At 67.7% G+C, this 23,650-nt stretch carries 26 protein-coding genes; 12 read left to right on the forward strand and 14 right to left on the reverse strand.

What is annotated here, in order from left to right; all coding sequences use genetic code 11:
• Positions 1 to 159: 159 nt before the first annotated feature.
• Together fabA and fabB are read left to right on the forward strand one after the other, a co-directional pair.
• A complete protein-coding gene (gene fabA / locus AC5P7S_RS08820; protein WP_005415130.1) occupies positions 160 to 675 on the forward strand; it encodes a 3-hydroxyacyl-[acyl-carrier-protein] dehydratase FabA in 516 nt (171 codons plus the stop codon).
• Positions 675 to 1,883: a beta-ketoacyl-ACP synthase I gene (gene fabB, locus AC5P7S_RS08825; RefSeq protein ID WP_005415129.1), complete on the forward strand. Its 1,209-nt coding sequence runs from the start codon at positions 675 to 677 to the stop codon at positions 1,881 to 1,883. Before fabA ends, fabB begins: the two co-directional genes overlap by 1 nt.
• 95 nt (positions 1,884 to 1,978) lie before the next feature.
• On the opposite strand, the gene AC5P7S_RS08830 is transcribed toward fabB, so the two are convergent.
• From AC5P7S_RS08830 to AC5P7S_RS08840, 3 genes are read right to left on the reverse strand one after another with little or no spacing between them, the layout of a single operon-like run.
• Positions 1,979 to 2,662, reverse strand: a complete 684-nt coding sequence (locus tag AC5P7S_RS08830) for an HAD family hydrolase (RefSeq protein WP_095379322.1) — start codon at positions 2,660 to 2,662, stop codon at positions 1,979 to 1,981.
• Positions 2,659 to 3,360, reverse strand: coding sequence for a pseudouridine synthase (locus AC5P7S_RS08835; protein ID WP_053498050.1), 702 nt, complete (start codon positions 3,358 to 3,360; stop codon positions 2,659 to 2,661). The genes AC5P7S_RS08830 and AC5P7S_RS08835 overlap by 4 nt, the downstream gene beginning before the upstream one ends.
• On the reverse strand, positions 3,357 to 4,421 hold the full coding sequence (locus tag AC5P7S_RS08840) for a class I SAM-dependent methyltransferase (RefSeq protein ID WP_095379324.1): 1,065 nt from the start codon (positions 4,419 to 4,421) through the stop codon (positions 3,357 to 3,359). Before AC5P7S_RS08840 ends, AC5P7S_RS08835 begins: the two co-directional genes overlap by 4 nt.
• Positions 4,422 to 4,579: 158 nt before the next feature.
• Between AC5P7S_RS08840 and AC5P7S_RS08845 the strand changes: the two genes are divergently transcribed.
• Complete coding sequence (locus tag AC5P7S_RS08845) at positions 4,580 to 4,843, forward strand: hypothetical protein (RefSeq protein WP_005415125.1); 264 nt, start codon at positions 4,580 to 4,582, stop codon at positions 4,841 to 4,843.
• Positions 4,844 to 4,913: 70 nt separating this feature from the next.
• Here the strand turns inward: AC5P7S_RS08845 and AC5P7S_RS08850 are convergent, their stop codons facing one another.
• Complete coding sequence (locus AC5P7S_RS08850; protein ID WP_095379156.1) at positions 4,914 to 5,207, reverse strand: DUF3247 family protein; 294 nt, start codon at positions 5,205 to 5,207, stop codon at positions 4,914 to 4,916.
• 43 nt (positions 5,208 to 5,250) lie between these two features.
• On the reverse strand, positions 5,251 to 7,239 hold the full coding sequence (locus AC5P7S_RS08855) for a hybrid sensor histidine kinase/response regulator (RefSeq protein ID WP_005415123.1): 1,989 nt from the start codon (positions 7,237 to 7,239) through the stop codon (positions 5,251 to 5,253).
• 244 nt (positions 7,240 to 7,483) lie between these two features.
• Here AC5P7S_RS08855 and AC5P7S_RS08860 point away from each other — a divergent pair, with 244 nt between their 5' ends.
• Positions 7,484 to 8,047 (forward strand): DUF3016 domain-containing protein, encoded by a 564-nt coding sequence (locus tag AC5P7S_RS08860; RefSeq protein WP_049412742.1) that lies wholly within the window; start codon positions 7,484 to 7,486, stop codon positions 8,045 to 8,047.
• Positions 8,048 to 8,135: 88 nt separating this feature from the next.
• Here AC5P7S_RS08860 and alr read toward each other — a convergent pair whose 3' ends face one another.
• Both alr and AC5P7S_RS08870 read right to left on the reverse strand, forming a co-directional pair.
• Positions 8,136 to 9,203: an alanine racemase gene (gene alr, locus AC5P7S_RS08865; protein ID WP_095379158.1), complete on the reverse strand. Its 1,068-nt coding sequence runs from the start codon at positions 9,201 to 9,203 to the stop codon at positions 8,136 to 8,138.
• Positions 9,182 to 10,486 carry a D-amino acid dehydrogenase gene (locus AC5P7S_RS08870; RefSeq protein ID WP_095379160.1) on the reverse strand — a complete coding sequence of 435 codons (1,305 nt, stop codon included), beginning with the start codon at positions 10,484 to 10,486 and terminating at the stop codon, positions 9,182 to 9,184. Before AC5P7S_RS08870 ends, alr begins: the two co-directional genes overlap by 22 nt.
• Positions 10,487 to 10,635: 149 nt before the next feature.
• Between AC5P7S_RS08870 and AC5P7S_RS08875 the strand changes: the two genes are divergently transcribed.
• The gene (locus tag AC5P7S_RS08875) at positions 10,636 to 11,115 is read left to right on the forward strand and encodes an Lrp/AsnC ligand binding domain-containing protein (protein WP_005407919.1); all 480 of its coding nucleotides are present in this window, start codon (positions 10,636 to 10,638) and stop codon (positions 11,113 to 11,115) included.
• 111 nt (positions 11,116 to 11,226) lie between these two features.
• Here AC5P7S_RS08875 and AC5P7S_RS08880 read toward each other — a convergent pair whose 3' ends face one another.
• A complete protein-coding gene (locus AC5P7S_RS08880) occupies positions 11,227 to 11,406 on the reverse strand; it encodes a lana protein (protein ID WP_069139404.1) in 180 nt (59 codons plus the stop codon).
• Positions 11,407 to 11,549: 143 nt separating this feature from the next.
• Positions 11,550 to 11,921 carry a hypothetical protein gene (locus tag AC5P7S_RS08885; protein WP_053498066.1) on the reverse strand — a complete coding sequence of 124 codons (372 nt, stop codon included), beginning with the start codon at positions 11,919 to 11,921 and terminating at the stop codon, positions 11,550 to 11,552.
• Positions 11,922 to 12,061: 140 nt separating this feature from the next.
• On the opposite strand from AC5P7S_RS08885, the gene msrB reads away from it, so the two are divergent.
• The 5 genes from msrB (at position 12,062) to AC5P7S_RS08910 (ending at position 15,298) form a co-directional block, all read left to right on the forward strand.
• Positions 12,062 to 12,529 carry a peptide-methionine (R)-S-oxide reductase MsrB gene (msrB, locus tag AC5P7S_RS08890; RefSeq protein ID WP_005415117.1) on the forward strand — a complete coding sequence of 156 codons (468 nt, stop codon included), beginning with the start codon at positions 12,062 to 12,064 and terminating at the stop codon, positions 12,527 to 12,529.
• A 91-nt stretch (positions 12,530 to 12,620) separates the two neighbouring features.
• Positions 12,621 to 13,475: a flagellar motor stator protein MotA gene (gene motA / locus AC5P7S_RS08895; RefSeq protein WP_005407915.1), complete on the forward strand. Its 855-nt coding sequence runs from the start codon at positions 12,621 to 12,623 to the stop codon at positions 13,473 to 13,475.
• A 3-nt stretch (positions 13,476 to 13,478) separates the two neighbouring features.
• Positions 13,479 to 14,417 (forward strand): flagellar motor protein MotB, encoded by a 939-nt coding sequence (gene motB, locus AC5P7S_RS08900; RefSeq protein ID WP_065186684.1) that lies wholly within the window; start codon positions 13,479 to 13,481, stop codon positions 14,415 to 14,417.
• Between the two features lie 97 nt (positions 14,418 to 14,514).
• Complete coding sequence (locus AC5P7S_RS08905) at positions 14,515 to 15,009, forward strand: hypothetical protein (protein WP_005415115.1); 495 nt, start codon at positions 14,515 to 14,517, stop codon at positions 15,007 to 15,009.
• A gap of 13 nt (positions 15,010 to 15,022) precedes the next feature.
• Positions 15,023 to 15,298 carry a DUF4031 domain-containing protein gene (locus AC5P7S_RS08910; RefSeq protein WP_005415114.1) on the forward strand — a complete coding sequence of 92 codons (276 nt, stop codon included), beginning with the start codon at positions 15,023 to 15,025 and terminating at the stop codon, positions 15,296 to 15,298.
• A gap of 107 nt (positions 15,299 to 15,405) precedes the next feature.
• Here the strand turns inward: AC5P7S_RS08910 and AC5P7S_RS08915 are convergent, their stop codons facing one another.
• Positions 15,406 to 15,948 (reverse strand): DUF6630 family protein, encoded by a 543-nt coding sequence (locus AC5P7S_RS08915; RefSeq protein ID WP_053498070.1) that lies wholly within the window; start codon positions 15,946 to 15,948, stop codon positions 15,406 to 15,408.
• 90 nt (positions 15,949 to 16,038) lie between these two features.
• Between AC5P7S_RS08915 and AC5P7S_RS08920 the strand changes: the two genes are divergently transcribed.
• Positions 16,039 to 16,287 carry a DUF3297 family protein gene (locus AC5P7S_RS08920; protein ID WP_005415112.1) on the forward strand — a complete coding sequence of 83 codons (249 nt, stop codon included), beginning with the start codon at positions 16,039 to 16,041 and terminating at the stop codon, positions 16,285 to 16,287.
• Between the two features lie 79 nt (positions 16,288 to 16,366).
• Here AC5P7S_RS08920 and AC5P7S_RS08925 read toward each other — a convergent pair whose 3' ends face one another.
• From AC5P7S_RS08925 to AC5P7S_RS08935, 3 genes are all read right to left on the reverse strand, one after another.
• Positions 16,367 to 18,016 (reverse strand): Na+/H+ antiporter, encoded by a 1,650-nt coding sequence (locus AC5P7S_RS08925; protein ID WP_005415111.1) that lies wholly within the window; start codon positions 18,014 to 18,016, stop codon positions 16,367 to 16,369.
• A 117-nt stretch (positions 18,017 to 18,133) separates the two neighbouring features.
• Positions 18,134 to 18,922 carry a dioxygenase family protein gene (locus AC5P7S_RS08930; protein ID WP_095379162.1) on the reverse strand — a complete coding sequence of 263 codons (789 nt, stop codon included), beginning with the start codon at positions 18,920 to 18,922 and terminating at the stop codon, positions 18,134 to 18,136.
• A gap of 31 nt (positions 18,923 to 18,953) precedes the next feature.
• Positions 18,954 to 19,364 carry a DoxX family protein gene (locus AC5P7S_RS08935; RefSeq protein WP_005415109.1) on the reverse strand — a complete coding sequence of 137 codons (411 nt, stop codon included), beginning with the start codon at positions 19,362 to 19,364 and terminating at the stop codon, positions 18,954 to 18,956.
• A gap of 95 nt (positions 19,365 to 19,459) precedes the next feature.
• Here AC5P7S_RS08935 and AC5P7S_RS08940 point away from each other — a divergent pair, with 95 nt between their 5' ends.
• On the forward strand, positions 19,460 to 20,341 hold the full coding sequence (locus AC5P7S_RS08940; RefSeq protein ID WP_095379164.1) for a LysR family transcriptional regulator: 882 nt from the start codon (positions 19,460 to 19,462) through the stop codon (positions 20,339 to 20,341).
• A gap of 227 nt (positions 20,342 to 20,568) precedes the next feature.
• Here the strand turns inward: AC5P7S_RS08940 and AC5P7S_RS08945 are convergent, their stop codons facing one another.
• Positions 20,569 to 23,631 (reverse strand): bifunctional diguanylate cyclase/phosphodiesterase, encoded by a 3,063-nt coding sequence (locus tag AC5P7S_RS08945; protein WP_095379166.1) that lies wholly within the window; start codon positions 23,629 to 23,631, stop codon positions 20,569 to 20,571.
• Positions 23,632 to 23,650: the final 19 nt, after the last annotated feature.

Here is a 23,650-nt window from a genome sequence, read left to right on the forward strand (position 1 = left end):
GGGCCACACGCCGAAGTATGGTCGTTGCACATCAACAGGATGCGCGTATTCCCTTGAAAACACTACGGTTGCGTACGGTTGAAATGTTTGATCGGGACAGTTTCCACGGGCATTCTCGGGCGCTTGTTTCCCTGTTCTCCGCTTCCAGGATTGTGCTTCATGACCCGTCTCCACGCGTTCAACCGCGAACAGCTGCTGGCCAGCGCACGCGGTGAACTGTTCGGCACCGCCGCCGGCCGTTTGCCCAACGACCCGATGCTGATGTTCGACCGCATCACCGACATCCGCGAGGACGGCGGACCGCATGGCAAGGGCATGGTACGCGCCGAACTGGATATCCGCCCGGACCTGTGGTTCTTCGGCTGCCACTTCATCGGCGACCCGGTGATGCCAGGCTGCCTGGGCCTGGATGCCATGTGGCAGCTGACCGGCTTCTTCCTGACCTGGCTGGGTGCGCCCGGCAAGGGCCGCGCGCTGGGCTGTGGCGAGGTGAAGTTCACCGGCCAGGTACTGCCGGACGCCAAGCTCGTACGCTACGAGATCGACATCAGCCGGGTCATCAACCGCAAGCTGGTGATGGCCCAGTCGGACGCCCGCATGTACGTGGACGACCGCGAAATCTACAGCGCGCGCGACCTGCGCGTCGGCCTGTTCACCGAAACCGGGAGCTTCTGATGCGTCGCGTCGTCATCACCGGCATGGGCATCACGTCCTGCCTCGGCAATGATCTGGATACCGTTTCGGCCGCGCTGCGTGAAGGACGCTCGGGCATCACCGCCCTGGCCGACCACGCCGAAGCAGGCCTGCGCAGCCAGGTCGGAGGCCGCGTCGACCTCGACCTGGACGCCTTGATCGACCGCAAGCAGAAGCGCTTCATGAGCGACGCGGCGGCCTTCGCCTACCTGGCCATGCGCGATGCCATCGCCGATGCCGGGCTCAGCCCCGAGCAGGTCAGCAGCCTGCGCACCGGCCTGATCGCCGGTTCCGGTGGCGGCTCCAGCGAATGGCAGATCGGTGCCGTCGACCTGCTGCGCGAACGTGGCGTGCGCAAGGTCGGCCCATACATGGTGCCGCGCACGATGTGCTCGACGGTCTCGGCCTGCCTGGCCACGGCCTACCAGATCAAGGGCGTCAGCTACTCGCTGTCGGCTGCCTGCGCGACCTCGGCGCATTGCATCGGCGCCGCTGCGGACATGATCCGGCACGGTGCGCAGGACATCATGTTCGCCGGCGGTGGCGAAGACCTGCACTGGTCGATGAGCGTGATGTTCGACGCGATGGGCGCGCTGTCGACCAGCTTCAACGAAACCCCGGCCAGCGCCTCGCGCCCGTACGACAAGGACCGCGACGGCTTCGTCATCGCCGGAGGTGGCGGCATGCTGGTGCTGGAGGATTACGACCACGCCGTCGCACGCGGTGCCCACATCCATGCCGAGCTGATCGGCTATGGCGTCACCTCCGACGGTGCCGACATGGTGGCGCCCTCCGGCGAAGGTGCGGTGCGCTGCATGAAGATGGCGCTGCAGGGTGTCGATCGCCCACTGGACTACCTGAACACCCACGGCACCTCGACCCCGCTGGGCGATGTCACCGAGCTCAACGCGATCCGCGAAGTGTTCGGCGATGCAGTGCCGCCGCTGTCTTCGACCAAGGCGTTGTCCGGGCACTCGCTCGGTGCAGCCAGCGTGCACGAGGCGATCTACTGCCTGCTGATGATGCGCGATGGCTTCGTTGCCGGTTCGGCCAACATCGGCGAGCTGGACCCGAAGGTGGAGAGCTTCCCGATCCTGCGCGAGAGCCGCGAGCAGAAACTGGATACGGTGATGTCCAACAGCTTCGGCTTCGGTGGCACAAACGCCGCGTTGGTGTTCGGACGGGTGTGATGGGGGCAGGTGTGCCGACCAACGGTCGGCACCCACCAATAGATGTAGAGCCGAGCCATGCTCGGCTCAGTGCCGGCCAACGGTCGGCACCCACCTTACTTCGGCAGCAACGGCAGCAGCAGCGCGTGCGCGTCCACCAGGGACCCAACGATGCGGTGGCCCAGTGCGCGCAGCTCTTCATCAGGATGCACCAGGTCCGGCACCTGGATCACGGTCATGCCGGCCGCCAATGCTGCGCGCGTACCGGCCGGTGAGTCTTCCAGCGCCAGGCAGCGTTCCGGGGCCTGGCCCAGCCGCTGCGCGGCCAGCAGGTAGATATCCGGCGCCGGTTTCGGCCGCGCCACGTCGCCACTGGTGATCACCGCATCGAAGTACGGCAGCAGGCCAGCGGCCGTCAGCTTGCGGTTGGCCCGCGGCTGCCGCGTGGTGGTGGCCACCGCACGCGGTACCGCGTGCGCCTTCAACAGCTCCAGCAGTTCCAGGATGCCCGGCCGCAGCGGCAGGCCGGTCTGGGTGCGTGCTTCGTACAGCTCATGGCAGCGTGCAGCCACCGCCTCGATCATGCTGTCCTCGATCCCCTGCGCACGCAGCAGCGCGTGCGAATCGCGGTCGCCGAGGCCGACCATGCGCAGGAACACCGCCTCGTCCAGGCCCAGCCCGAATGCGTCGGCCGCCTCGCTCCAGCAGGCCAGCGAAACGCGCTCGCTGTCGATCATCAGGCCGTCCATGTCGAAGATGACGGCGTCGGGGAGGAACGGCAGCGCAGCAATGTTGGTCATGAAGCGAACAGCGTATCCAGGTCGGTGGAAGTGAGCTGCCGCCATTGCCCCTCGTCCAGCCCCTGCAGGTCCAGCCCGCCGACGCGGCTGCGGTGCAGGGCCTGCACGTGGTTGCCGGTGGCGGCGAACATGCGGCGTACCTGATGGTAGCGGCCTTCGTGCAGCACCAGCCGCGCACGGCGCGCATCCAGCACCTCCAGTTCAGCCGGCAGCAGGGGCGTCTTCTCCGATTCCAGCATCAGCGTGCCGCTGGCGAACAGCGCCACCTCGTCGCCGCGCAGGTCCTCGCTCAACTCGACCTCATAGACTTTCGGCAGCTTCGACTTCGGCGAGATGATCCGGTGCAGCAGGCCACCATCGTCGGTCAGCAACAGCAGGCCACTGGTCTCGCGGTCGAGGCGGCCGACCGTGGACAGCACCGGATCGCGGTCGCGGAAGCGCGGCGGCAGCAGGTCGTAGATCAGGCGCCCGGTGTCCTTGGTCGAACAGGTGTAGCCGGCCGGCTTGTGCAGCGCGATCGACAGCCCCGGCGGTGGGTCCAGCGGCTCGCCATCGACCCGGATGGCGTCATGCGGCACCTGGTCGTCGGCATACAGCACCTCGCCATCGGCGTCGGTGACGCGGCCTTCGCGGAACATCCATTGCACCTGCTTGCGGCTGCCATAGCCCAGGTTGGCGATGTGCTTGACCAGCTTCACTTGCCCTTCCCCTTCACTGCTTCCACCAGCTTGAAACCGTCGCGTTCGGCGACCACGCGCACCGCGCCGAAGCTGTCGTTGAGGGTGTGCTCGTAAGGCAGGTGGCGGTTGGCCACCACGTACAGGCGCCCGCCCGGGCGCAATGCCTGCGCAGCCACGGCGATGAAGCGCTGGCCGATGTCCGGGCGGTCAGCGCGCGACGGCGTGTGGAACGGCGGGTTGCTGATGATGACGTCGTAGCCCGGCTCGATGCCGGCGGTGACGTCCTGCCACAGGAAGCGCAGCGGCAGCGGGCGCGGTGGCGGCGCCAGATTGAGCTCGGCCAGCGCCAGTGCGCGCTGCTCGGCCTCGTACAGGTCCAGCGCGGTGATCTTCGGGCAGCGTTCCAGGAGTTCGCGCGACAGGTAGCCGTAGCCGGCGCCGAGGTCGGCGGCGCGTCCGGCCAGGTCGGCCGGCAGGTGCTCGGCCAGCAGCGCCGACGCCGGATCGATGCGATCCCAGGCGAACACGCCCGGGCGGCTGAGGAAGCGACCGCCCACGATCGGGCGCACCGCATCCAGCGCCGACCAGCGCTTGGCCAGGTCAACGTCGTGCTGGCCCTGCAGCGGGGCGGTCCAGTACACGCGGCAGTGGTTCTTGGTCAGGGAGCCACCGAGGCCGGCCAACTGCTTGAGGTCGCCCTCGCCCGAACGCGCACCTTCGTTGTTGGACTGGCAGGCAACGATGCGGCCGCCGTCGGCGACCAGCACAAGCGCACGGGCGAACAGCGCACGGGCTTCTTCGCGCTGGCGCGGCGGCAGCACCAGCACCAACGGGTAGCGGCCCTTGCCGGCCACGTCATCCAGCTGCCCGCTGACGGTCCAGCCGGCAGCCTGCTGCAGCGGTTGCGCGAACGGGGCGAAGCTCTGTTCGCAATGCACCTCGCGATCGCCGGCCACTTCGCGCAATGGCCAGCCATCGCGGGCACGCAGGAAGGCCACCGGGCCCTCAGGCCAGCGCAGGGCGCCTTGGGAGAACGGCAGGAGCAGGGTCTGCAGGGGGGCGTCGTCGCTGGAGGCCATCGGCGCGGGTACTTCAAGCGTGAGGGCCGTCCATTGTACCGGCTTGGCCGGGCCGGCCCCGGCGGCCCGCTTTGCGAAACCCGAACGGGGCCTTGATCCGCCAGAAACATTGAAACGTTCAGGGTAGAGGCTCCCCCCGGAAACCCAGGAGAACCTGCATGCGAGCCTTGTTCGTCGGTGGCGTGGTCGACAACAGTGAAATGGACCTGGAAGGCAGCCATCCGCCCGTGCACTACCCCGAGGACACCGGCGGCGGCCACTCGCGCTACCGGCTGCATCAGATCGGTCATGGTGCCGACGGCAGCGTTGCCTACGCCGTCTATGGGGCACCGGACCTGGCCGATGACGAGGTGGCGAGGGTTGCAGAGGAGCGTGCGTACGCACGCCGATTCGAGGCGACGCCGACGTTGTTCGAGCATTGACACACCGGTAGCGCCCGAGCCCACGCTCGGGCGACGGTGCAGCCGAGCGTGGGCTCGGCTCTACATCCGATCAAGGCGCCGTGGGTGGCAGGCGGTTGATGCTGGCGATTTCATCCAGCCACACGTGGTGCTGCTGCACCGGCGTGTCGTAGTCATCCAGGCGCAACTGGCCGTTGCTGCCTTCGTCGCCGGCCTCGTTGCGGTATTGCTGCACGGTTGGCCTCACCGCCACCGTGCCGAGCAGGCGGCGGCCATCGTGCAGAATCAGTTCCACCTGCGTTTCGCCATCCAGCTGCGGCAGCAGGGCTTCCAGGCGCGCAATCTGCGCCGGATCGGTGTGGATACGTGGAGCTATACGGGACATCGGCGACCTCCTGACTGCAGGGTCGCCGATCGGCCGTGAATGTTCAGTGCAGCGCGCTGTCCGCGCGCGGCACCTGCACCTTGCGCACGGCAGCCACCAGCTGCGCTACCGAGTACGGCTTGGCCACATGCTCCTGGAAGCCCGACGCCAGCGCGCGGCGGCGGTCGTCGGCACGCGCCAGTGCAGTCACCGCCACCGCAGGCAAGGTCGCCGCATCCACGCCCATGTCCTCGCGCAGCGTGCGCACCAGCCCATAGCCATCCATGCCCGGCATGCCGATGTCGGTCAGCAGCACGTGGTATTGCAGGTGGCCGGTGTCGGCCAGCAGTGCCAGCGCTTCGCCGGCCGAACTGGCCGCAGACACGCTGGCGCCCTGCTCTTCCAGCATGCGCCGCAAGTACTCCAGCACTTCCGGCTGGTCTTCCACCGCCAGCACATGCATGCCGCGCAGCGGATACGGCTCGACGATCACCGGCTCCAGGATCGGCCCGCTGATCACTTCACGCAGCGGCCGCCGTTCGGCATCGGGAACATGCTGGGGCAGGCGCACGGTGAAGGTCGCGCCGTGGCCGTGGCCCTCGCTGGCCGCAGTGACCGTGCCACCATGCAGTTCCACCAGCTGCTGCACGATCGCAAGGCCCAGGCCCAGGCCGCCATGGCGGCGGGTGGTGGTGCCGTCGGCCTGGCGGAAGCGGCTGAACAGATGATTGAGGAATTCGGGTGCGATGCCATCACCGCTGTCACGCACGGTGATCTCCCAGTAGTTGCCGTCAGCCCGCAGCTGCAGGTCGATGCGGCCTTCAGCCGGGGTGAACTTGATCGCGTTCGAGAGCAGGTTCCAGAACACCTGCTGCAGGCGCGTGGCGTCGCCCAGCACCAGGCTGGGTTGCGTGGGCAGCTGCAGGTGCACGTCCAGCGCCTTGCCTTCGGCCACCAGTTCCTGCGCGCCGATCGCCTCACCCAGCACCGCGCACAGGTCCAGCACTTCCACCTCCAGCTGCACCTTGCCCAGCAGCATGCTGCTGAGGTCGAGCATGTCCGAGATCAGCCGCTTCTGCGCACCGGCGCTGTTGGCGATCACGTTCAGGCCCTTGTACAGCGGACTGGTGTTGTCCACTCGCTGCAGAAGCAATTCGCTCCAGCCGAGGATGGTAGTCAACGGCGTACGCAGCTCATGCGACAGCGTGGCCAGGAATTCATCCTTCAGCCGCGCCATGTTTTCCGCAGCACTGCGCGCGGCACGCTCGGACTGCAGCAGTTCCTCGCGGGCCAGCTCGATCTCGCGGCGTTCGGTCACGTCCGGGCTGCTGCCGGCCAGGCCGATGAAGCGGCCCATGCGCGAGAAGCGCGGGCGGGCGTTCATCTCCAGCCAGCGCCACTGGCCATCGGCACGGCGTGCGCGCACCAGCGCATGCATGGAGCGCTGCGCCTTCAATGCTTCCTGCAGTTCATACTCGAAGACCGATGCGTCGTCCGGATGCACCAGGCCGCGCCAGACGTCCTCCGGCACGCGCGTCTCGTCACCGCCGAAGAACTCGCTGAAGGCACTGTTGACGAAACGGGCATGGCCGCGCTCGTCCAAGACCCACACCGGCATCGGCAGGCCGTCGGCCAGCGCACTGAAGCGGGCTTCGCTTTCGCCCAGCTCCACTTCCATCTGCTTGCGTGCGGTGATGTCGAAGAACAGGATGCCGACCTTGTCCTCGCCCGGCCGGCCCACGCGCACCGCATCCACCGCGAACGAGCGGCCCAGCGCACGCGCCTCCATCTCGAACTGGGCCGGGCGGCCGCTGCGTGCGACCTCGCCATAGATGCGGAACCAGTCCTGCTCATGGCCGGGCTCCAGCGCCGTCATGCGCTTTCCACGCGCATCCTTCAGCCCTGTGTGGCGCTCGAAGGCATCGTTGACCTCGATGAAGCGGTAGTCGACCGCACGATCACCCTCGAACAGCACCTGGATCACGCAGAAACCGGCGTTGATGCGCTCAAGCACGCCATGATGCAGGTCGGGTTCGGGCGCCGGCACCGTCATCGGTGGGCGCTCCACGAGGGGCGGCAGTGTGGACAAGGGTGTCTGTGCAGGCCAGGTTGGAGGCACAGCATCTTCCAAAGGGCGTATTCACAGCGTCAAGCGCCGTCAGTCATGGTTGACGTCGATGAATTGGCGGCAACCGCTCTTGCAGACGACGCATGCGGCCATTGCCGATACCGGGAAGCAGGATCACACTCGATCTGTGATCAACATCGCCCCCATCGAGGGGACGCAGGAGACCGTGATGAAACGCTCACTCGCGATTGCCCTGTTGGCAGGCGCCCTGGCGGCGGGCGGCGCCAGTGCGGCACCGCGCACCGTGACCGACCCGGAAGCTCCCCGCGCATTGCAGGCCGATGGCCCGGTCAGCGTGAAGTGGGACGATCCGGCCAAATTCACCGAGATCCGCCAGAGTACCAACCGCTTCGAGGCCGAGCGTGGCGACTGGGTGCAGCAGCTGGCACGCTACCTGCAGACCGCTGCCGCCAAACCGCTGCAACCGGGACAGACGCTTGATGTGACCCTGGTCGACATCAAGCGCGCCGGTGACTACGAGCCGTGGCACGGCCCGCGCGGCCGCGACATCCGGATCATGCGCGACATCTACCCACCGCGGATCAGCCTGCAGTACACGCTGAAGGACGCCAGCGGCCGCATCGTCAGCGAGGGCGACGCGCGCCTGAGCGATACCGGCTACCTGCACAACATCGGCCTGAAGAGCGACAGCGATCCACTGCGCTACGAGAAGCGCCTGATCGACGACTGGGTGAAGCGGCAGCTGACAGCGCAGGCCACCGCAGCACGGTAGGTCCATCGGTAGGTGTCGACCTTGGTCGACACGCATTCACAGCGCCAACCAAGATAGGCTGCTACTGAAGCCGAGCGTGGGCTCGGCTCTACACGTACAGCTTCGCCACGCGCTTGACCGCGCACGGCAGCTGGTAGGCACTCACGCCACAGCGCGGCGCCAGCTCCGACAGCGTCGGCGCGGAGCCCCACAGCTCCACCACGCTGCCGATGCCGGCCTGCGGATGCGCGGTCAGGTCCACCGTCAGCATGTCCATCGACACGCGCCCGATCAGCGCACCGGGCTGGCCGTCGATCAGCACCGGGGTGCCATTCGGTGCAAACTGCGGGTAACCGTCGGCATAGCCGAGTGCAACCACGCCTACGCGGGTGCGCGCCTTGGCCACGAAGCGCGCGCCATACCCCACCGGTTCACCGGCTTCGATCCAGCGCTCGGCGATCACCTTGGACTGCATCGTCATCACCGGGCGCAGTCGCTCGGTCAACACGGTGTTGTCCGGCAGCGGGTTGGCGCCGTACAGCATCAGGCCCGGGCGCACCCAATCGCTGCGCACCTCCGGCCAGCCCAGCAGTGCGGGCGAGTTGCACACGCTGGTCTCGCCCTCCAACCCGTCAATGGCGCGCGCGAAGGTCGCCGCCTGCTCGCGGGTGCGCTCGCTGTCCAGTTCGTCGGCACGTGCCAGGTGGGTCATCAGCACGATGCGCTCGACCTGCGGCAGCGCCGACAGGCGTGCATGCGCCGCGCGGAAGCTGTCCACGTCCAGGCCGAGGCGGTGCATGCCGCTGTCCAGCTTCAGCCACACCGTCAACGGGCGCGGGCTGTCGAACGCCGCCAGTGCCTCCACTTGCCACGGCGAACCGACGGCGAACCAGAAGTCATGCTCGGCCACCAGCGCCATGTCGCTGGGCTCGAAGATGCCTTCCAGCAGCAGGATCGGCACACGGATGCCGGCCTGGCGCAGCTCCAGTGCCTCTTCGATGGTGGCCACGCCGAAACCATCGGCCTCGCCTTCCAGCGCCTGCGCACAGCGCACCGCGCCATGCCCATAGGCATCGGCCTTGATGATCGCCAGGGCCTTGCCACCGCCCAGTTCACGCGCGAGCCGGTAGTTGCTGCGCAGGGCGCCCAGATCGATCAGCGCGCGGGCAGGACGCATGTGCGGTTCTCGTGTTGCGGCGCGTGACCGTACTGGCCGTAGCGGAAAATATCCAGGCCTTCGGTGCTGATCTGCGGCTGTCGCGCGCTCATCAGGTCGGCCAGGTAGCGGCCCGAGCCGCAGGCCATGGTCCAGCCCAGCGTGCCGTGGCCGGTGTTGAGGTACAGGTTGCGGAACGGCGTGGCGCCGATCACCGGCGTACCGTCCGGCGTAGCCGGGCGCAGGCCGGTCCAGAGCTGCGCGCGCGACAGGTCGCCACCCTTCGGGTAGAGGTCACGGACCACCAGTTCCAGGGTCTCGCGGCGGCGCTGCGACAGCGACAGGTCGAAGCCGGCCACCTCGGCCATGCCGCCGACACGGATGCGGTCGTCGAAGCGGGTCACCGCCACCTTGTAGCTCTCATCGAGGATGGTCGAGGTCGGCGCCATCGCCGGGTCGGTGATCGGCAGGGTCAGCGAGTAACCCTTCAGCGGGTACACCGGCAGGCGCATGCCCAGCGGTGCGACCAGCGCCGGTGAGTAGCTGCCGAGCGCAACCACGAAGCGGTCGGCGGTTTCCAGCTTGCCGTCGATGCGCACGCCGGTGATGCGGTCGCCATCGAACTCCAGGCCGGTGATGTCCTGGTCGAAGCGGAATTCAACGCCGGCATCCACGCACATCTGCGCCAGGCGGCGGGTGAACAGCTGGCAGTCGCCGGTCTGGTCACGCGGCAGGCGCAGCGCGCCGACCAGGCCATCGACGTGGGCCAGGGCCGGTTCGGCCTGGATGATGCCGGCCCGGTCCAGCACCTCGTACGGCACGCCGTACTGGGCCAGGATCTCGATGTCCTGCGCCGAGGCATCCAGCTGCTGCTGGGTGCGGAACAACTGGGTGGTGCCCAGGTCGCGGCCTTCGAATTCAATGCCGATCTGCGCGCGCAGCTCGTTCAGGCAGTCGCGGCTGTACTCGGACATGCGCACCATGCGCGCCTTGTTGATCGCATAACGCTCGTGGGTACAGTTGCGCAGCATCTGCCACAGCCAGCGGTACTGGGCCAGGTCCATGCCCGGCTTGATCGCCAGCGGCGCGTGCTTCTCGAACAGCCAGCCGATCGCCTTCTTCGGCACGCCCGGCGCCGCCCACGGCGAGGTGTAGCCGAATGACAGCTGGCCGGCATTGGCGAAGCTGGTCTCCAGCGCCGGGCCGGGCTGGCGGTCGATGACCGTGACTTCAAACCCGGCCTGTCGCAGGTACCAGGCACTGGTAGTGCCGATCACGCCGCTGCCGAGAACTAGGACTCGCATGGGACTTCTCCAACCCGATCATTCCCTGCACTGGAGCGTGCCGGGGCCATAATTGGGGAAGTATAGACAGCCAATACCAGTTGATTTGCCTGAATTGAAATCAACCGGCAGGATGTTCTCCTGCAATTCATTCCCCAAGGTTGACGGCCATGGCCACCCGTACCCGCGAACTGGACAAGATCGACCGCAAGATCCTGCGCATCCTGCAGGCCGAAGGCCGCATCTCCTTCACCGAGCTGGGCGAGCGGGTCGGCCTGTCGACCACCCCGTGCACCGAGCGGGTGCGCCGCCTGGAACGCGAAGGGGTAATCACCGGCTATCACGCCCACCTCGACCCGGCCGCGGTAAAGGCCAGCCTGCTGGTGTTCGTGGAGATCAGCCTGGCCTACAAGTCCGGCGACATCTTCGAGGAGTTCCGGCGCGCCGCGCTGAAGCTGCCCAACGTGCTGGAGTGCCACCTGGTGTCGGGCGACTTCGATTACCTGCTGAAAGCACGGATCAGTGAAATGGCTTCCTACCGCAAGCTGCTCGGCAGCACGTTGCTGACACTGCCGCATGTACGTGAGTCGAAGAGCTACATCGTGATGGAAGAGGTGAAGGAGACGCTGAGCCTGCCGATTCCGGATTGAAGCTGGGAACCGGTTGGGGTCAGATCCCGCTGCGCGGGATCCGACCCCGGTCGGCATCTGGCAAGGGGTCGGATCCCGCGCAGCGGGCTCTGACCCCGGTCATGGCGACAGTCAGCGCTGCTGCGGATGCTTCTGCGTGCGCTGTTCCTGCTGCTTGCCGCCCTTGTGCGGCGGCTGCGGCTCCATCTGCTGTTGTTGTTGTTGCTGGTGCGAGTTACGGCCCTGCGGTTCCTTGCCGGGATGACGGTTCTGCTGGTTTTTCATGGTCGCGATCCAGTGGACGAAGGACATGCGGCGGCGGGATGCCGGCGCAGGGCCACGGTGGTCCCGGAACGGTTAATCGCAGGCGAAAAAGCAGTGATCGGCTGGATGTTGTTTTCGTGCGTTCAGCCCGCTCAGCGCCAGGTAGCGGCCAACCTTGGTGGCACCAGGACTCAGCGCTTGATCTGCTGCCCATCGCCGGCCGGCACGCTGTCGTAATAGCGGCCGGTGCGCGAATCGAACACGCGGTTCGGGCCGGCCGGGCGCACGCCCGGAACGATGCGGCCATTGCGGTCATAGACCTTGTCGGCCGGCTTCGGCACCGGCGTCGGCGCGACCCGGGCCGGACCGGTGGATCTGATCGGCTGCGCCGGCTGCGGCGACGGCAGCACCTGCGGTTGCGGGCGAGCGGCCTGTGGCGGTGGTGCCACGGGCTGCGGCGCCACGGTGGTCGCGCTGCGGGTCGCAGTCGGGTCGGCGGTCGGCACCTGCGCCAGCGCGACGATGGGCAACAGGGCCAGCAGCAGGGGAAGGATCGGTTTCATGGCACGCTCCGGCGTGGATCGCGTTCACCTTGCGCCCGCCCCTGTGTGCCGCCCATGAACGGCCATCACACTTGCAAGCGCGCGCCGGCACCCCCACGTTTTCCGGCATCCCCAGGCCATCGACCCCACGGAGCGCCGCCATGACCGCCTTCGACCTGACGCCCCCCACTGCCACCCAGACCGAGGCGCTGATCGCTGGCCTCAGCAGCGAGGAGCGCCGCGTGCTGCTGCAGCACGGCACCGAGGCGCCGTTCTGCGGCGTGTTCCTCGACAACAAGCGCGAGGGGGTCTACTGCTGCAGGCTGTGCGCGCTGCCACTGTTCCGCTCCAGCACCAAGTTCGATTCCGGCACCGGCTGGCCCAGCTTCTTTGCCCCGTTCGACCCGGCGCACGTGCGCGAGATCCGTGATACCAGCCACGGCATGGTGCGCACCGAGATCACCTGCGCGCGCTGCGGCAGCCACTTGGGCCACGTGTTCCCGGATGGTCCGCCGCCCACCTACGAGCGCCACTGCCTGAACTCCGTCTCACTTTCGTTCACCGGCAATGGCGAGCCCTGGCCCGATCCGTTGCAGCGTGGCGGCGCAGAAAGCGGCGTGGCAGGCTGAAACACCCCGCTGACCGATTTCACAGAATTCCCTCTTCAGAAAACCGGGCGACGGGCCGACAAGGAGATATCCCCTCTCCTTGCGTCGCCCCATGCTCATCATCGTTGGATTCCTGGTCGTCATCATCAGCGTGATCGGGGGCTACCTCGGTGCCCACGGCCGCCTGGGTGCCCTCTGGCAGCCCTATGAGCTGGTCATCATCGGCGGCGCCGCGCTCGGCGCCTTCCTGGTCGGTACCCCGGCCAAGACGGTCAAGCAGACCCTGCAGGCCATGGTGGGTGTGTTCAAGGGCCCGCGCTACAAGCAGCAGGACTACATCGATGTGCTCAGCCTGCTCTATGAACTGCTCAACAAGGCCCGCCGCGAAGGCTTCATGGCGTTGGAAGACCATGTCGAGCGCCCGGCCGAAAGCGCGCTGTTCGGCAACTACCCCAAGGTGCAGGCCGACCACCACCTGATCGATTTCATCACCGACTGCCTGCGCCTGATGATCGGCAGCAACATCGAGCCGCATGAGCTGGAACCGCTGCTGGAACTGGAGCTGGAAAAGCACCACGCCGAGGCCATGGCCCCCTCACAGGTGCTGACCAAGGTCGCCGACGGGCTGCCCGGTTTCGGCATCGTCGCCGCGGTGCTGGGCATCGTCATCACCATGGGCTCGATCGGTGGCGACATCGTCGAGGTCGGTGGCCACGTGGCCGGCGCGCTGGTCGGTACGTTCCTGGGCATCCTGCTGGGCTACGGCTTCGTCGGCCCGATGGCCGCCGCGATGGAGGCCCGCGCCGAGCAGGACAGCCGCATCTACGAATCGGTCAAGACCGCCCTGCTGGCCTGCCTGCGCGGTTACAACCCGAAGATCGCGCTGGAGTTCGCCCGCAAGACGCTGCCGTCGAACGTGCGCCCGGCCTTCTCCGATTTCGAGCAGCACCTGAAGACGGTCAAGTAAGCCATGGCCGAGACCAAGCCCACCGTCATCGTCCGCCGGGTCAAGAAGGCCGGCCACGCCGCCCATCATGGTGGTTCGTGGAAGGTGGCCTATGCCGACTTCGTGACCGCGATGATGGCGTTCTTCCTGGTGCTGTGGCTGATGGCCACCACCAACAAGAACGACCGTGCGGCCATTTCCGAGTACTTCCGCAACCCCAGCCCGTTGAGCGGTCAGAGCGCCACGCCGGCGCCCGGCATGGCCGGCCCGGGCGGCGCCAGCACCTCGATGATCAAGCTGGGCGGTGCCACCGACATTTCGCGTGGCAACAGCAACGACCCCTTCCAGAACCAGAAGGAAGCGGTACCGCAGCCGGTGGACCAGCAGCAGCGCGACAAGCAGCAGCTGGAAGCACTGATGAAGGAGCTGCAGGAAGCGATCAGCAGGAGCCAGGCCCTGGAGCCGTTCAAGGACCAGCTGCTGCTGGACCTGACCCCGGAGGGCCTGCGCATCCAGATCGTGGACAAGCAGAACCGGCCGATGTTCGACCTCGGCAGCGCCACGCTGAAACCGTACACGCAGCAGATCCTGCACGAGCTGGCCAACTACCTGAACCACGTGCCGAACCGGATCAGCCTGACCGGCCACACCGACATCACCGCCTATTCGGCTGCACGTGGCTACGGCAACTGGGAACTGAGCGCCGATCGTGCCAATGCCGCCCGCCGCGCGCTGGTGGACGGCGGCCTGGAGGACAACAAGATCACCCGCGTGGTCGGTCTGTCTTCATCGGTGCTGTTCGACAAGGCCGACCCGCAGAACCCGATCAACCGCCGCATCAGCATCGTGGTGATGACCCAGGCCGCCGAAGCGGCCGCTCTGGCCGGTGCCGGCCCGCAGGTGGGGCTGTCGGCGCCGACCGCCGACCCGGACGTGCAGGCCGCGCAGGGTGAGGCGCACTGAACCGGGGTCAGATCCCTTTCCCCTGGAAAGGGATCTGACCCCACCTGCGTGCGGCCGCTACAATGGCGGTCTTTCCGTTTCCAGGTGACCCCACCCCATGTCCCAGAACTCCAAGGCCAAGCGCGACAAGCGCAAGAAGCAGCAGGCCAAGCGCCCGTTCCTGCGCCTGAATGCCCAGCAGCAGGTGCAGAACCATGCCGTGCTGACCAACGAAGACGGCCAGGTGGTCGCCGCCATCGGCCTGCAGGGCCGCGAATGGCTGCTGGCCATCGGTGGTCAGACCATGGGCAACGCCGAGAACCCGGTGCCGATGCTGGCCATGCTCAAGCACCTGTCCAACGTGCAGGAAAAGGAAGGCCGCAAGGTCAACCTGGAGTATTCCGAGCTGCTGCAGAAGCTGCTGGACACCCTGGCCGCCGAATCCGGCCAGACCGCTGACGAGTACCTGGACAAGCTGGTGTCCGAGTTCGAGACCGTGGAAGCCGAAGAAGGCGAAGAAGCCACTGAGGCCGCCGAAGGCGATGTGGTTGAAGCTGCTGCCGACGCCGAGGCCAGCCCGGCCGCTGACAGCGACAGCAAGCCGCAGGCCTGAACCGGCCGCGGGGGTGACGGTCTACGTCGATGACGCGGTGCATCCCTGGCGCGGACAGCGCTGGGCGCACCTGATGGCCGACACCCTGGCCGAGCTGCACGCGATGGCGGCGCAGCTCGGCATCCCACCGCGGGCCTTCCAGAACAAGGCCAGCGGTGCCCACTACGATGTCACGGCCGAGCTGCGTACGCAGGCGATCGCGCTTGGCGCGCGAGCGATTTCCCGGCACACCGATCGTGACCTGGTCAAAGCGGTGATTGCCAACGCCAGGGCGCAGTACCGGCCGTAGGCGCGCTGCCGTTTGCCTCCTGTAGAGCCGAGCCCATGCTCGGCTGCTCTACGCGGACTGCAGCCGAGCGCGGGCTCGGCTCTACATGCGCAGCGCTGCCGGCCCGCTCAGAACGGGTCGCTGCCCAGTCGGATCTCCACGTTCAGCAGCGAGCACAGCGCCAGCATCGCGTCGTCGTCACGGGTCAGCGCCATCACGCCGGTGAAGCCGTCGCTGCCGGTATCCACGCTCCACAGCGTGTAGTTGTGCTCGCGCAGGCGGTCGAAGGCGGTGGACATCAGCTGCACACCGTCCAGGTCCTCGGCGAAGTCCTCGTCATCCAGGTCGCCGCCCCAGTCCAGCTGCAGGTTGAAGCGCGCCGACAGCTCGTTGACCGCCGACTGCAGCGATTCCAGGTCGTCGCGCTCCACCTCGAAACCGGACTGCCAGGCGATGGCAGTGAACAGCGCCGGCAACCAGTCGCTGTCCGCTTCCAGCGGCTGCCCGTCCTCGGACAGGTGCTCGCGCCAGCGGTTGAACTGCTGCAGGGCCAACTCTTCGTCGCCCGGGTTGATCAGCACCAGCAGGTTCCAGACCCGCGCCTCGAATCCATCCTCGTCGAAGTCGTGGATGTCTTCCTCGAAGTCGAAATAGTCGCTGTTGTCGGGCATGGCGGAACGTCCTCTGGGGCAGGCCGGCATTCTACGGTTTATCCTGTGCCGCTGAAGCCGGCCTTGGTGGCCGTCACTGTGAATGAAGCGATGAGCGATACCCCTCCCGACCACCTGGCGATCAACCCGGCCAGCCCCTTCCATGATGCGCAGGCGCTGGAGCGCGGCGTCGGCGTGCGTTTCAACGACGTCGAGCGCGACAACGTCGAGGAATACTCGGTCAGCGAAGGCTGGATCCGCGTGCAGGCCGGCAAGGCCCGCGACCGCCGCGGCAACCCGATGACGATCAAGGTCAAGGGCAAGGTCGAAGTGTATTTCCTGGACCAGAAGCCGGAATAACCGGCTGTTCCGAGCTGGCGTCAGATCCCTTTCCTGCGGAAAGGGATCTGACCCCGCTCGACGGCGCATGGCCGCCGAGTCACTCGCGCTTGCGCGATTCCAGCAGGTCCAGGTTGCGGATCAGGCGCCGCGAGATCTCATCGGAGATCACCCCGCGCCGGGTCAACCGGAACAGCTCCTCACGCTCGGCATTGAGGCCGGCGCTGCGCAGCTGGCGGTAACCCAGCTCCATGCGCCGCACTTTCTCCGGGTCCACGTCGGGCCCGTCGTTGTCCTTCTCCAGGTGCCGCTGATACAGCAGGCTCACCCGCGAGGCAGCGTCGTTGTACAGCTGCACGTTCTCGGTGTTCTGGTTCATCACCAGCTGCTGGCGCATGCGCTCGACCCCGGCCAGCGCAGCCTTGGACGACAGCCGGCGTGCCAGGTCCTCTTCCTTGCGCTCGCCCGAATCGGCCGGCAGCTGCAGGCCCTTCAGCAGCTGCGGCAGCGCCACGCTGGCGCCGACCAGCGAGAACAGGATCACCGCCGCGGCCAGGAAGATCACCAGGTCGCGCGCCGGGAACGCGCTGCCATCAGGCAGGAACAACGGCAGGGTCAGCACGCCGGCCAGGGTGATCGCGCCGCGCACGCCGGCCACCGAGGTCGCCACCACGATGCGCCAGTTCGGTGCCTCGCCGCGTTCCAGGCCTCGGCGGCGTGCACGCAGCAGGTTCCAGCGCAGCGACAACCATACCCACAGCAGGCGCAACAGGATCAGCGCCAGGTTGATCACCACCACGTACACCAGCAGCCACCATGCACTCTGGTGGCCGGACTCGTTCATGGTGGTGGTGGCACGCTCGACGATGCCGGGCAGCTGCTCGCCCAGCAGCACGAACATGATGCCGTTGAAGCTGAACTGCAGCATGTTCCAGACGCCCGCACGCTGTACGCGCATGCTGCCGGAGACACGGCCGGTCAGCTCGACGTAGCTCATCGCGATACCGGCCGCTACGGCAGCGAGGATACCCGAGGCATGGATTTCTTCGGCCAGCAGGTAGGCCGCGAACGGAATCAGCAGGTTGACCAGCATCGCCGCACCCGGTTCCTCGCCGAAGCGGCGCCACAACCAGCGCTGGAAGGTGGAGACACCGAGGGTGACCGCCACGCCCACCGCAAGGCCGGCCACCGCCACCCACAGGAAGGTCAGCGAGGCCGTGGCCAGCGAGAAGGAGCCGGTCATCACCGCCGCCACCGCGAAACGGAAGCAGACCAGGCCGGACGCATCGTTGAGCAGCGATTCGCCTTCCAGGATGTGCATCAGTCGCTTGGGAATCGGTGCCTTGGAGGCGATCGCGCCGACCGCCACCGGGTCGGTCGGCGAGACGATGGCCGCCAGCGCAAAGCACACCGCCAGCGGCATCACCGGAATCATCCAGTGGATCAGCAGGCCGGCACCGATGACGGTGAACACCACCAGGCCGAACGCCAGTTCGAGGATCGCGCCCTTGTCGCGGAACAGACCCTGCTTGGGGATGCGCCAGCCATCAAGGAACAGCAGCGGCGGCAGGAACAGCAGGAAGAACACCTCCGGCTCCAGCGCGTGGCCGCGGTTGAACACCCCGGCGATGACCGCGCCCAGGCCGATCTGCACCAGCGGCAGCGGCAACGAGAACGGGAGGACGCGAACCAGGTAGCCGCTGGCGACAACGGCCACCAGCATCGCCAGGACGACTTCAATGGTATGCATGCTTCTTCCAGGAAGCGGCGCGCGGGGAGGCTCGAAGGCCAGCGCCGGAAACCCGGAAAAAACTACCACATGCGGCCATGAGCGCGACGGCCGGGGCGGTCGCGCGTCAGCCCCGGCTCATGCCCCGTCGAAGCGGTACAGGTCCATGGCGAGGAAGCCGGCATCGATGCCGGCATCGATGCGGCGTGCACCGAAGCGGTCCTCGCCGGCTGCGCCCATCGCGAAGAACAGCGGCAGCAGGTGCTCGTCGGTCGGGTGCGCGCGTTCGGCGAACGGTGCCTGCCGGCGGTAGTCGAACAGGGCCTGGCGATCATCGGCGGCCAGGCGCTGCTCGACCCACTCGATGAAGGGCCGCACGTACGGCGCTTCCTTGCCGTCCTGGTAGTCGCCCCAGTCGTGCAGGTTGTGGGTGATGCTGCCCGAGCCGACCAGCAGCACGCCCTGCTCACGCAGTGGCGCCAGCGCGCGGCCCAGCGCGAACTGGTGCCCGGGGCCGAGCAGCGGCTGGATCGACAGCGGCACCACCGGGATGTCGGCTTGCGGGCGCAGCAGCCGCAGCGGCACCCACGCGCCATGGTCGAGGCCACGCTGAGGGTCGAGCGCCACCGGCAGGCCGGCAGCGGCGATGCGGCGGGCCACTTCTTCGGCCAGCGCCGGATCGCCGGGCGCCGGGTACTGCAGTTCGAACAGCGCGCGCGGGAAGCCGCCGAAGTCATGGATCGTCGGCGGCTGCGGATGCGCGCCGACCAGCGGCTGCCGACCCAGCCAGTGCGCCGAGGCCATCACGATGGCGCGCGGCGTCGGCAGGTCGCGCGCCAGCTCGGCCAGGCGCACGCCGACCTGGCCCGGATGCAGGGCGGTCATCGGCGAGCCGTGGGAGATGTACAACGAAGGCAGGCGGGACATGGAATGCTCCAGTTGCAGGATCAGGCGGCGATCAGCGCGAACGCAGGGTCCACTTGCCGTCGCCGACCAGGAACAGCACTACCAGCGCCAGTGCCCAGAACGCGGGGTATTCCCAGCCGCCGCCGGCATTGGCGAAACCGAAGCCGTTGGCGCCGTGCACGGTGACGATGGTGCCCAGCAGCAGCGGCACGCCGACCAGGCCGACCCAGCGCGCGTAGATGCCCAGCAGCAGCGCAGTGGTGATCACCAGCTCGGCGCCGATGGTGAGGTAACCCAGCACGCCGGGCAGGCCCAGCGATTCGAAGAATGCCGCCGTGCCCGCCGGGGTGAACACCAGCAGCTTGATCAGCGCATGGACCAGGAACAGCACGCCCAGGGCCAGGCGCAGCAGGGTGGCACCGTACGGGGCCAGCGGCGAAACGGGAGTGGGGGCGGTGTGCATGGGAAGCACCTTGAAGGGAGTGGATACAGGTTATTGCTACTTCACGAGCCGATAAATACGATCGTCTGACGGTATTTATTTCATAAGGCGCAACAATGGACACCCTCGAGGCGATGCGCGTGTTCGTAGCGGTGGTCGAGCGCAACGGCTTCAGTGCCGCGGCACAGGCCCTGGACATGTCGACCGCCGGCGTCACCCGCCAGGTCGCGGCACTGGAAAAGCGCCTGTCCACCCGCCTGCTCCACCGCACCACGCGGCGGGTCAGCCCCACCAGCACCGGCGCCGCCTATTACGCCCAGTGCGTGCGCCTGCTGACCGAGTTCGACGCGCTGGAGGCCAGCATCGGCGCGCAGGCGCTGGAACCCTCGGGCACGCTGCGCATCAACGCACCGGTCAGCTGGGGCATCGCCCGCCTTGGCCCGTTGCTGGCCAGCTACCGCGAGCGCTTCCCGCAGGTGGAACTGGACCTGGCCCTGTCCGACCGCCTGGTGGACATGGTCGAGGAAGGCTACGACGTGGCCATCCGCATCACCCGCGAGCCGAGCCCGGCGCTGATCGCGCGCCGGCTGGGCGAATCGCGGGTGAGCCTGTGCGCGGCGCCGGCCTACCTGGCTGCACGCGGTATCCCGCAGACGCCGCAGGACCTGCAGGATCACGCATGCCTGAGCTACAGCTACTGGGCCGCTGGCGACCACTGGCCGCTGCAGGGACCCGGCGGTGAAGTGAAGGTGGCGGTGAACAGCCTGCTGCACGCCAACAACGGCGACGTGCTGCGCGAAGCGGCGATCGCCGGCATGGGTGTGATCCTGCAACCCGACTTCCTGCTGGAAGACGCGCTGGCTGATGGCCGCCTGGTGCGCGTGCTACCGGAATGGGAGGCCTCGCCGATCGGCATCTTCGCGGTGTATGCCAGCCGTAGCCACCTGGCGCCGAAGGTGCGCAGCTTCATCGACCACCTGGTGGAAACCGGGGTGTAGCCGAATCGGGTGCCTGCCGGCCAGCGGCCGGCACTACCATCATGCTTCGGCCGGGTGCCTGCCGGCCAGCGGCCGGCACTACCGTCATGCTTCGGTCCGGTGCTTGCCGGCCAGCGGCCGGCACTACCATCATGCTTCGGTCGGGTGCCTGCCGGCCAGCGGCCGGCACTACCGTCATGCTTCAGTCGGGTAGTGCCGGCCGCTGGCCGGCAAATACGAAGCCCCGATCAGGCAGGGACTTCATCCAGCGCGTCGATGATCCGCTCCAGCGGCGCCGGCCGCCCCAGCAGGTAGCCCTGCACCTGGTCGCAGCCATGCGCAGCCAACCAGTCCAGCTGCCCCGGCGTTTCAACGCCCTCGGCGATGATGGTCAGGCCCATGCTGTGGCCGAGCGACAGCAATGCGCGGCAGATCGAAGCGTTGCGCGGATTGGTTTCCACGTCCGCGACGAAACTGCGATCGATTTTCAGGATGTCCAGCGGCAGGTGCTGCAGGTAGGACATGCTGGAATAGCCGGTGCCGAAATCGTCCAGCGACACGCTGATGCCCTGCTCGTGCAGGCGCTGCATGGTCTGCATCGCCTGCGCCGGCTTGCGCATCAGGCTGCTCTCGGTCAGCTCCACGTGCAGTGCGCCGCGGGCCAGTCCGAACTCCTGCTGGACGCGGGTGAATTCGGCCACCAGGTCGCTGTTGAAGAACTGCACTGCCGACACGTTGACTGCAATCGGCAGCTCGCCCCAACCGGCCTCGACCAACCGCCGCTGTGCCTTCGCCGCGGCGCGGATCACCCAGCGGCCCAGTGCCAGGATCAACCCGGTGTCCTCGCACAGCTGGATGAACTCGTTGGGCGGGATGAAGCTGCCATCGGCCTGCGGCCAGCGCAGCAGGGCCTCCAGCGCGGCCGGGCTGCCATCGCTGGCGTGCCGGATCGGCTGGAAGTACAGCTGGAACTCGTTGTCGATGGCGGCATGGATGCGCCCGGCCAGGCGCAGGCGGTCGGCCAGCCGCGTGGTCACTGCCGCATCGAACCAGACCACCACGTTGCCCTCGGCACGCGCCGCGTGCGCGGCCTGCGCGGCCATGCCGATCACCTGCTCGGCGCTGTGGCCGTCACCGGCAGTGTGCACGGCCACACCGATGCGCGGTTCGAACTGGTGCAGTGAATCCTTGCCACGCATCGGCGCTGACACGATCTGCAGCAGGTCATCCAGCACGCGCTGGGTATCGTGCTCGGCCCCGATCGCGAACACGAAGTCTTCCGCCGGCTGGAATGCCAGCGTGCCGCAACGCGCCCCCAGTCCACCGAGCCGGGTCGCCATCGACTGCAGCACCGCATCGCCGATCTCACGGCCCAGCGTATCGGCCACAAGCTGCAGGCCACGCAACTGCACGAAGGCGATGGTGTAGCCCTGCTGCTGCTCGTCCAGCTGTTCGGTCAGGGCGCGCACGTTGAGCAGGCCAGTGGCCGGGTTGTGCCGTGCCCGATAGGCCAGGTCACGCTCGTAGGCCAGCCGTTCGCTGACATCCTCGGCCAGCACGAGGCACGCGGGTTGTCCGTCGAAATCGAGCCTGGACAGGTGTGCGCGCACCTCGAACACACTACCGTCCTTGCGCCGGTGCAGGCGGACGGTCGCGTCCGGAGGATCGCCCACCTGTGCGCGCTGGATGGCACCACGCACTTCGTCCCAGCCTTCGCGCGGGCGGATGTCGAGGATGCTCATCGACAGAAACTCGTCGCGGCTGTAGCCGTACTGGCGCACCGCAGCGTCGTTGACCTCGATGAAGCGCAGCGTATCCGGGTCGAATACCCAGAACGGTGCAGGATTGCGGTCGAACAGCAGCCGGAAGCGGCGCTCGACCTCGCTCACCTGCTCGCGCGCCTGGTAACGCTCACTCAGGTCGGTCAGCGCCCCGATCATGCGCCGCTCGCTGTCGGCCACTTCCACCCGCTGCCCACGTGCGCCCACCCAGCGCACCTCGCCCCCGGGCAATACCAGGCGGAACACCTGGTCGAGCACGGCGCTGCCGGCGAATGCCTGGTCAAAGGCATGCTGCAGGCGCGCGGCATCGTCGCGGTGCACGCGTGCGAAGAAATCGGCAACCGGCAGCGCATCGGTCTGCACGCCAAAGATCTCGCGCGCCAGCGGCGACCAGCGCAGCAGTGCGGCGTCCTCATCCACGTACCAGGTGCAGACACGACCGACCTGGTGCGCAAGACGCAGCTCGGCGTGGCCTGTTTTCAGCTCCTCGGCCATGGCCTGCTGGCTGCGGGTGCTGCGCCGCACGGCGTACAGCAGCACCAGCAACACCACGATGTAAGCCAGTACGATCGCCACCGACGCCTGCAGGTACGGCCACCACGGCGCCAGTACGTCTTCGTCGGCCAGGCCGACCTGCACCGCCAGCGGGCTGTGTTCCAGCGTGCTGATGGTGATGATGCGCGGTACGCCGTCGACCACGCCCGGCACGCTTCCCAGCTCGACCACCGCCTGCGTGCCGAGCAGGTCACGGCGCGGCAGGTCGTAGCGGCGGCCCACCGTGCCGTGCGGATCAGGCACGCGGGCCAGCATGTAACCCTCGGCATCGCTGATCGAGACCAGTCCGTTGGGGCCGACATCGAGGCCGCCGACGATGCGTTGCAGTTCGCCACAGCGCAGCCGCGCCAGCAGCCAGCGCCCGTCGGCCATCGCCAGCGCCAGCGGCACCACCCAGCCGCCATCGCTGGCCCGCTGCGGCGGGCCGATGTACAGCGCGCTGCCCAGGCCACGGCGCTGCGGATCGGTCCACAGCGGCAGCTGCAGGTCGCCCGTGCCGGCCGTCAGCGGTCGGCCATGGCTGTCGAGCACGACGATGCTGTGCAGCTCGGCATGCCGGCGCAGCACGCCGCCGATGGAGGCATCCATCAAGGCCGGCGCCTGTACCGGCACACTGCGGAACACCTCGGCGGCGTCGGCGGCGATGCCGGACAGGGCGCGTTCCAGGTTGCGCAGCTCCAGCGCCAGCAGGCGCTCGCTGCCCACCGCCAGCGCGCGGCTCTGCCGCTGCGCCGCTTCCAGGCGGCGGTGGTAGTCATTGACCAGCATGAGGGTCAGGCCGGTCACCAGCAGAACGCCCAGCAGCACACCGCCCCAGGTGATGGCGCGCAGCGGCCGTGCCAACGCCCGTTTCAGCGCGGGCATCGGTTGATCTTCCTTGTGCAGTCGGCTGGCTTCATGCGCGAACGAATCCTCCACGTCCCCGACCTCAACGGCCGGCGGACGCCATTCTTGACGCCTGACCCCACCCTGCATGGCCACCTCCCCCGTGTCC

The sequence above is a fragment of the Stenotrophomonas sp. YJH_SMC_32 genome (assembly GCF_059369975.1).

Excerpts from the sequence above, each read along its gene's own strand:
- fabA (WP_005415130.1), top strand. The coding sequence starts at position 160 with ATGACCCGTCTCCACGCGTTCAACCGCGAACAGCTGCTGGCCAGCGCA.
- fabB (WP_005415129.1), top strand. The coding sequence starts at position 675 with ATGCGTCGCGTCGTCATCACCGGCATGGGCATCACGTCCTGCCTCGGC.
- AC5P7S_RS08830 (WP_095379322.1), bottom strand. The coding sequence starts at position 2,662 with ATGACCAACATTGCTGCGCTGCCGTTCCTCCCCGACGCCGTCATCTTC.
- AC5P7S_RS08840 (WP_095379324.1), bottom strand. The coding sequence starts at position 4,421 with ATGGCCTCCAGCGACGACGCCCCCCTGCAGACCCTGCTCCTGCCGTTC.
- AC5P7S_RS08845 (WP_005415125.1), top strand. The coding sequence starts at position 4,580 with ATGCGAGCCTTGTTCGTCGGTGGCGTGGTCGACAACAGTGAAATGGAC.
- AC5P7S_RS08850 (WP_095379156.1), bottom strand. The coding sequence starts at position 5,207 with ATGTCCCGTATAGCTCCACGTATCCACACCGATCCGGCGCAGATTGCG.
- AC5P7S_RS08855 (WP_005415123.1), bottom strand. The coding sequence starts at position 7,239 with ATGACGGTGCCGGCGCCCGAACCCGACCTGCATCATGGCGTGCTTGAG.
- AC5P7S_RS08860 (WP_049412742.1), top strand. The coding sequence starts at position 7,484 with ATGAAACGCTCACTCGCGATTGCCCTGTTGGCAGGCGCCCTGGCGGCG.
- alr (WP_095379158.1), bottom strand. The coding sequence starts at position 9,203 with ATGCGTCCTGCCCGCGCGCTGATCGATCTGGGCGCCCTGCGCAGCAAC.
- AC5P7S_RS08870 (WP_095379160.1), bottom strand. The coding sequence starts at position 10,486 with ATGCGAGTCCTAGTTCTCGGCAGCGGCGTGATCGGCACTACCAGTGCC.
- AC5P7S_RS08875 (WP_005407919.1), top strand. The coding sequence starts at position 10,636 with ATGGCCACCCGTACCCGCGAACTGGACAAGATCGACCGCAAGATCCTG.
- AC5P7S_RS08880 (WP_069139404.1), bottom strand. The coding sequence starts at position 11,406 with ATGTCCTTCGTCCACTGGATCGCGACCATGAAAAACCAGCAGAACCGT.
- AC5P7S_RS08885 (WP_053498066.1), bottom strand. The coding sequence starts at position 11,921 with ATGAAACCGATCCTTCCCCTGCTGCTGGCCCTGTTGCCCATCGTCGCG.
- msrB (WP_005415117.1), top strand. The coding sequence starts at position 12,062 with ATGACCGCCTTCGACCTGACGCCCCCCACTGCCACCCAGACCGAGGCG.
- motA (WP_005407915.1), top strand. The coding sequence starts at position 12,621 with ATGCTCATCATCGTTGGATTCCTGGTCGTCATCATCAGCGTGATCGGG.
- motB (WP_065186684.1), top strand. The coding sequence starts at position 13,479 with ATGGCCGAGACCAAGCCCACCGTCATCGTCCGCCGGGTCAAGAAGGCC.
- AC5P7S_RS08905 (WP_005415115.1), top strand. The coding sequence starts at position 14,515 with ATGTCCCAGAACTCCAAGGCCAAGCGCGACAAGCGCAAGAAGCAGCAG.
- AC5P7S_RS08915 (WP_053498070.1), bottom strand. The coding sequence starts at position 15,948 with ATGCCCGACAACAGCGACTATTTCGACTTCGAGGAAGACATCCACGAC.
- AC5P7S_RS08920 (WP_005415112.1), top strand. The coding sequence starts at position 16,039 with ATGAGCGATACCCCTCCCGACCACCTGGCGATCAACCCGGCCAGCCCC.
- AC5P7S_RS08925 (WP_005415111.1), bottom strand. The coding sequence starts at position 18,016 with ATGCATACCATTGAAGTCGTCCTGGCGATGCTGGTGGCCGTTGTCGCC.
- AC5P7S_RS08930 (WP_095379162.1), bottom strand. The coding sequence starts at position 18,922 with ATGTCCCGCCTGCCTTCGTTGTACATCTCCCACGGCTCGCCGATGACC.
- AC5P7S_RS08935 (WP_005415109.1), bottom strand. The coding sequence starts at position 19,364 with ATGCACACCGCCCCCACTCCCGTTTCGCCGCTGGCCCCGTACGGTGCC.
- AC5P7S_RS08940 (WP_095379164.1), top strand. The coding sequence starts at position 19,460 with ATGGACACCCTCGAGGCGATGCGCGTGTTCGTAGCGGTGGTCGAGCGC.
- AC5P7S_RS08945 (WP_095379166.1), bottom strand. The coding sequence starts at position 23,631 with ATGCAGGGTGGGGTCAGGCGTCAAGAATGGCGTCCGCCGGCCGTTGAG.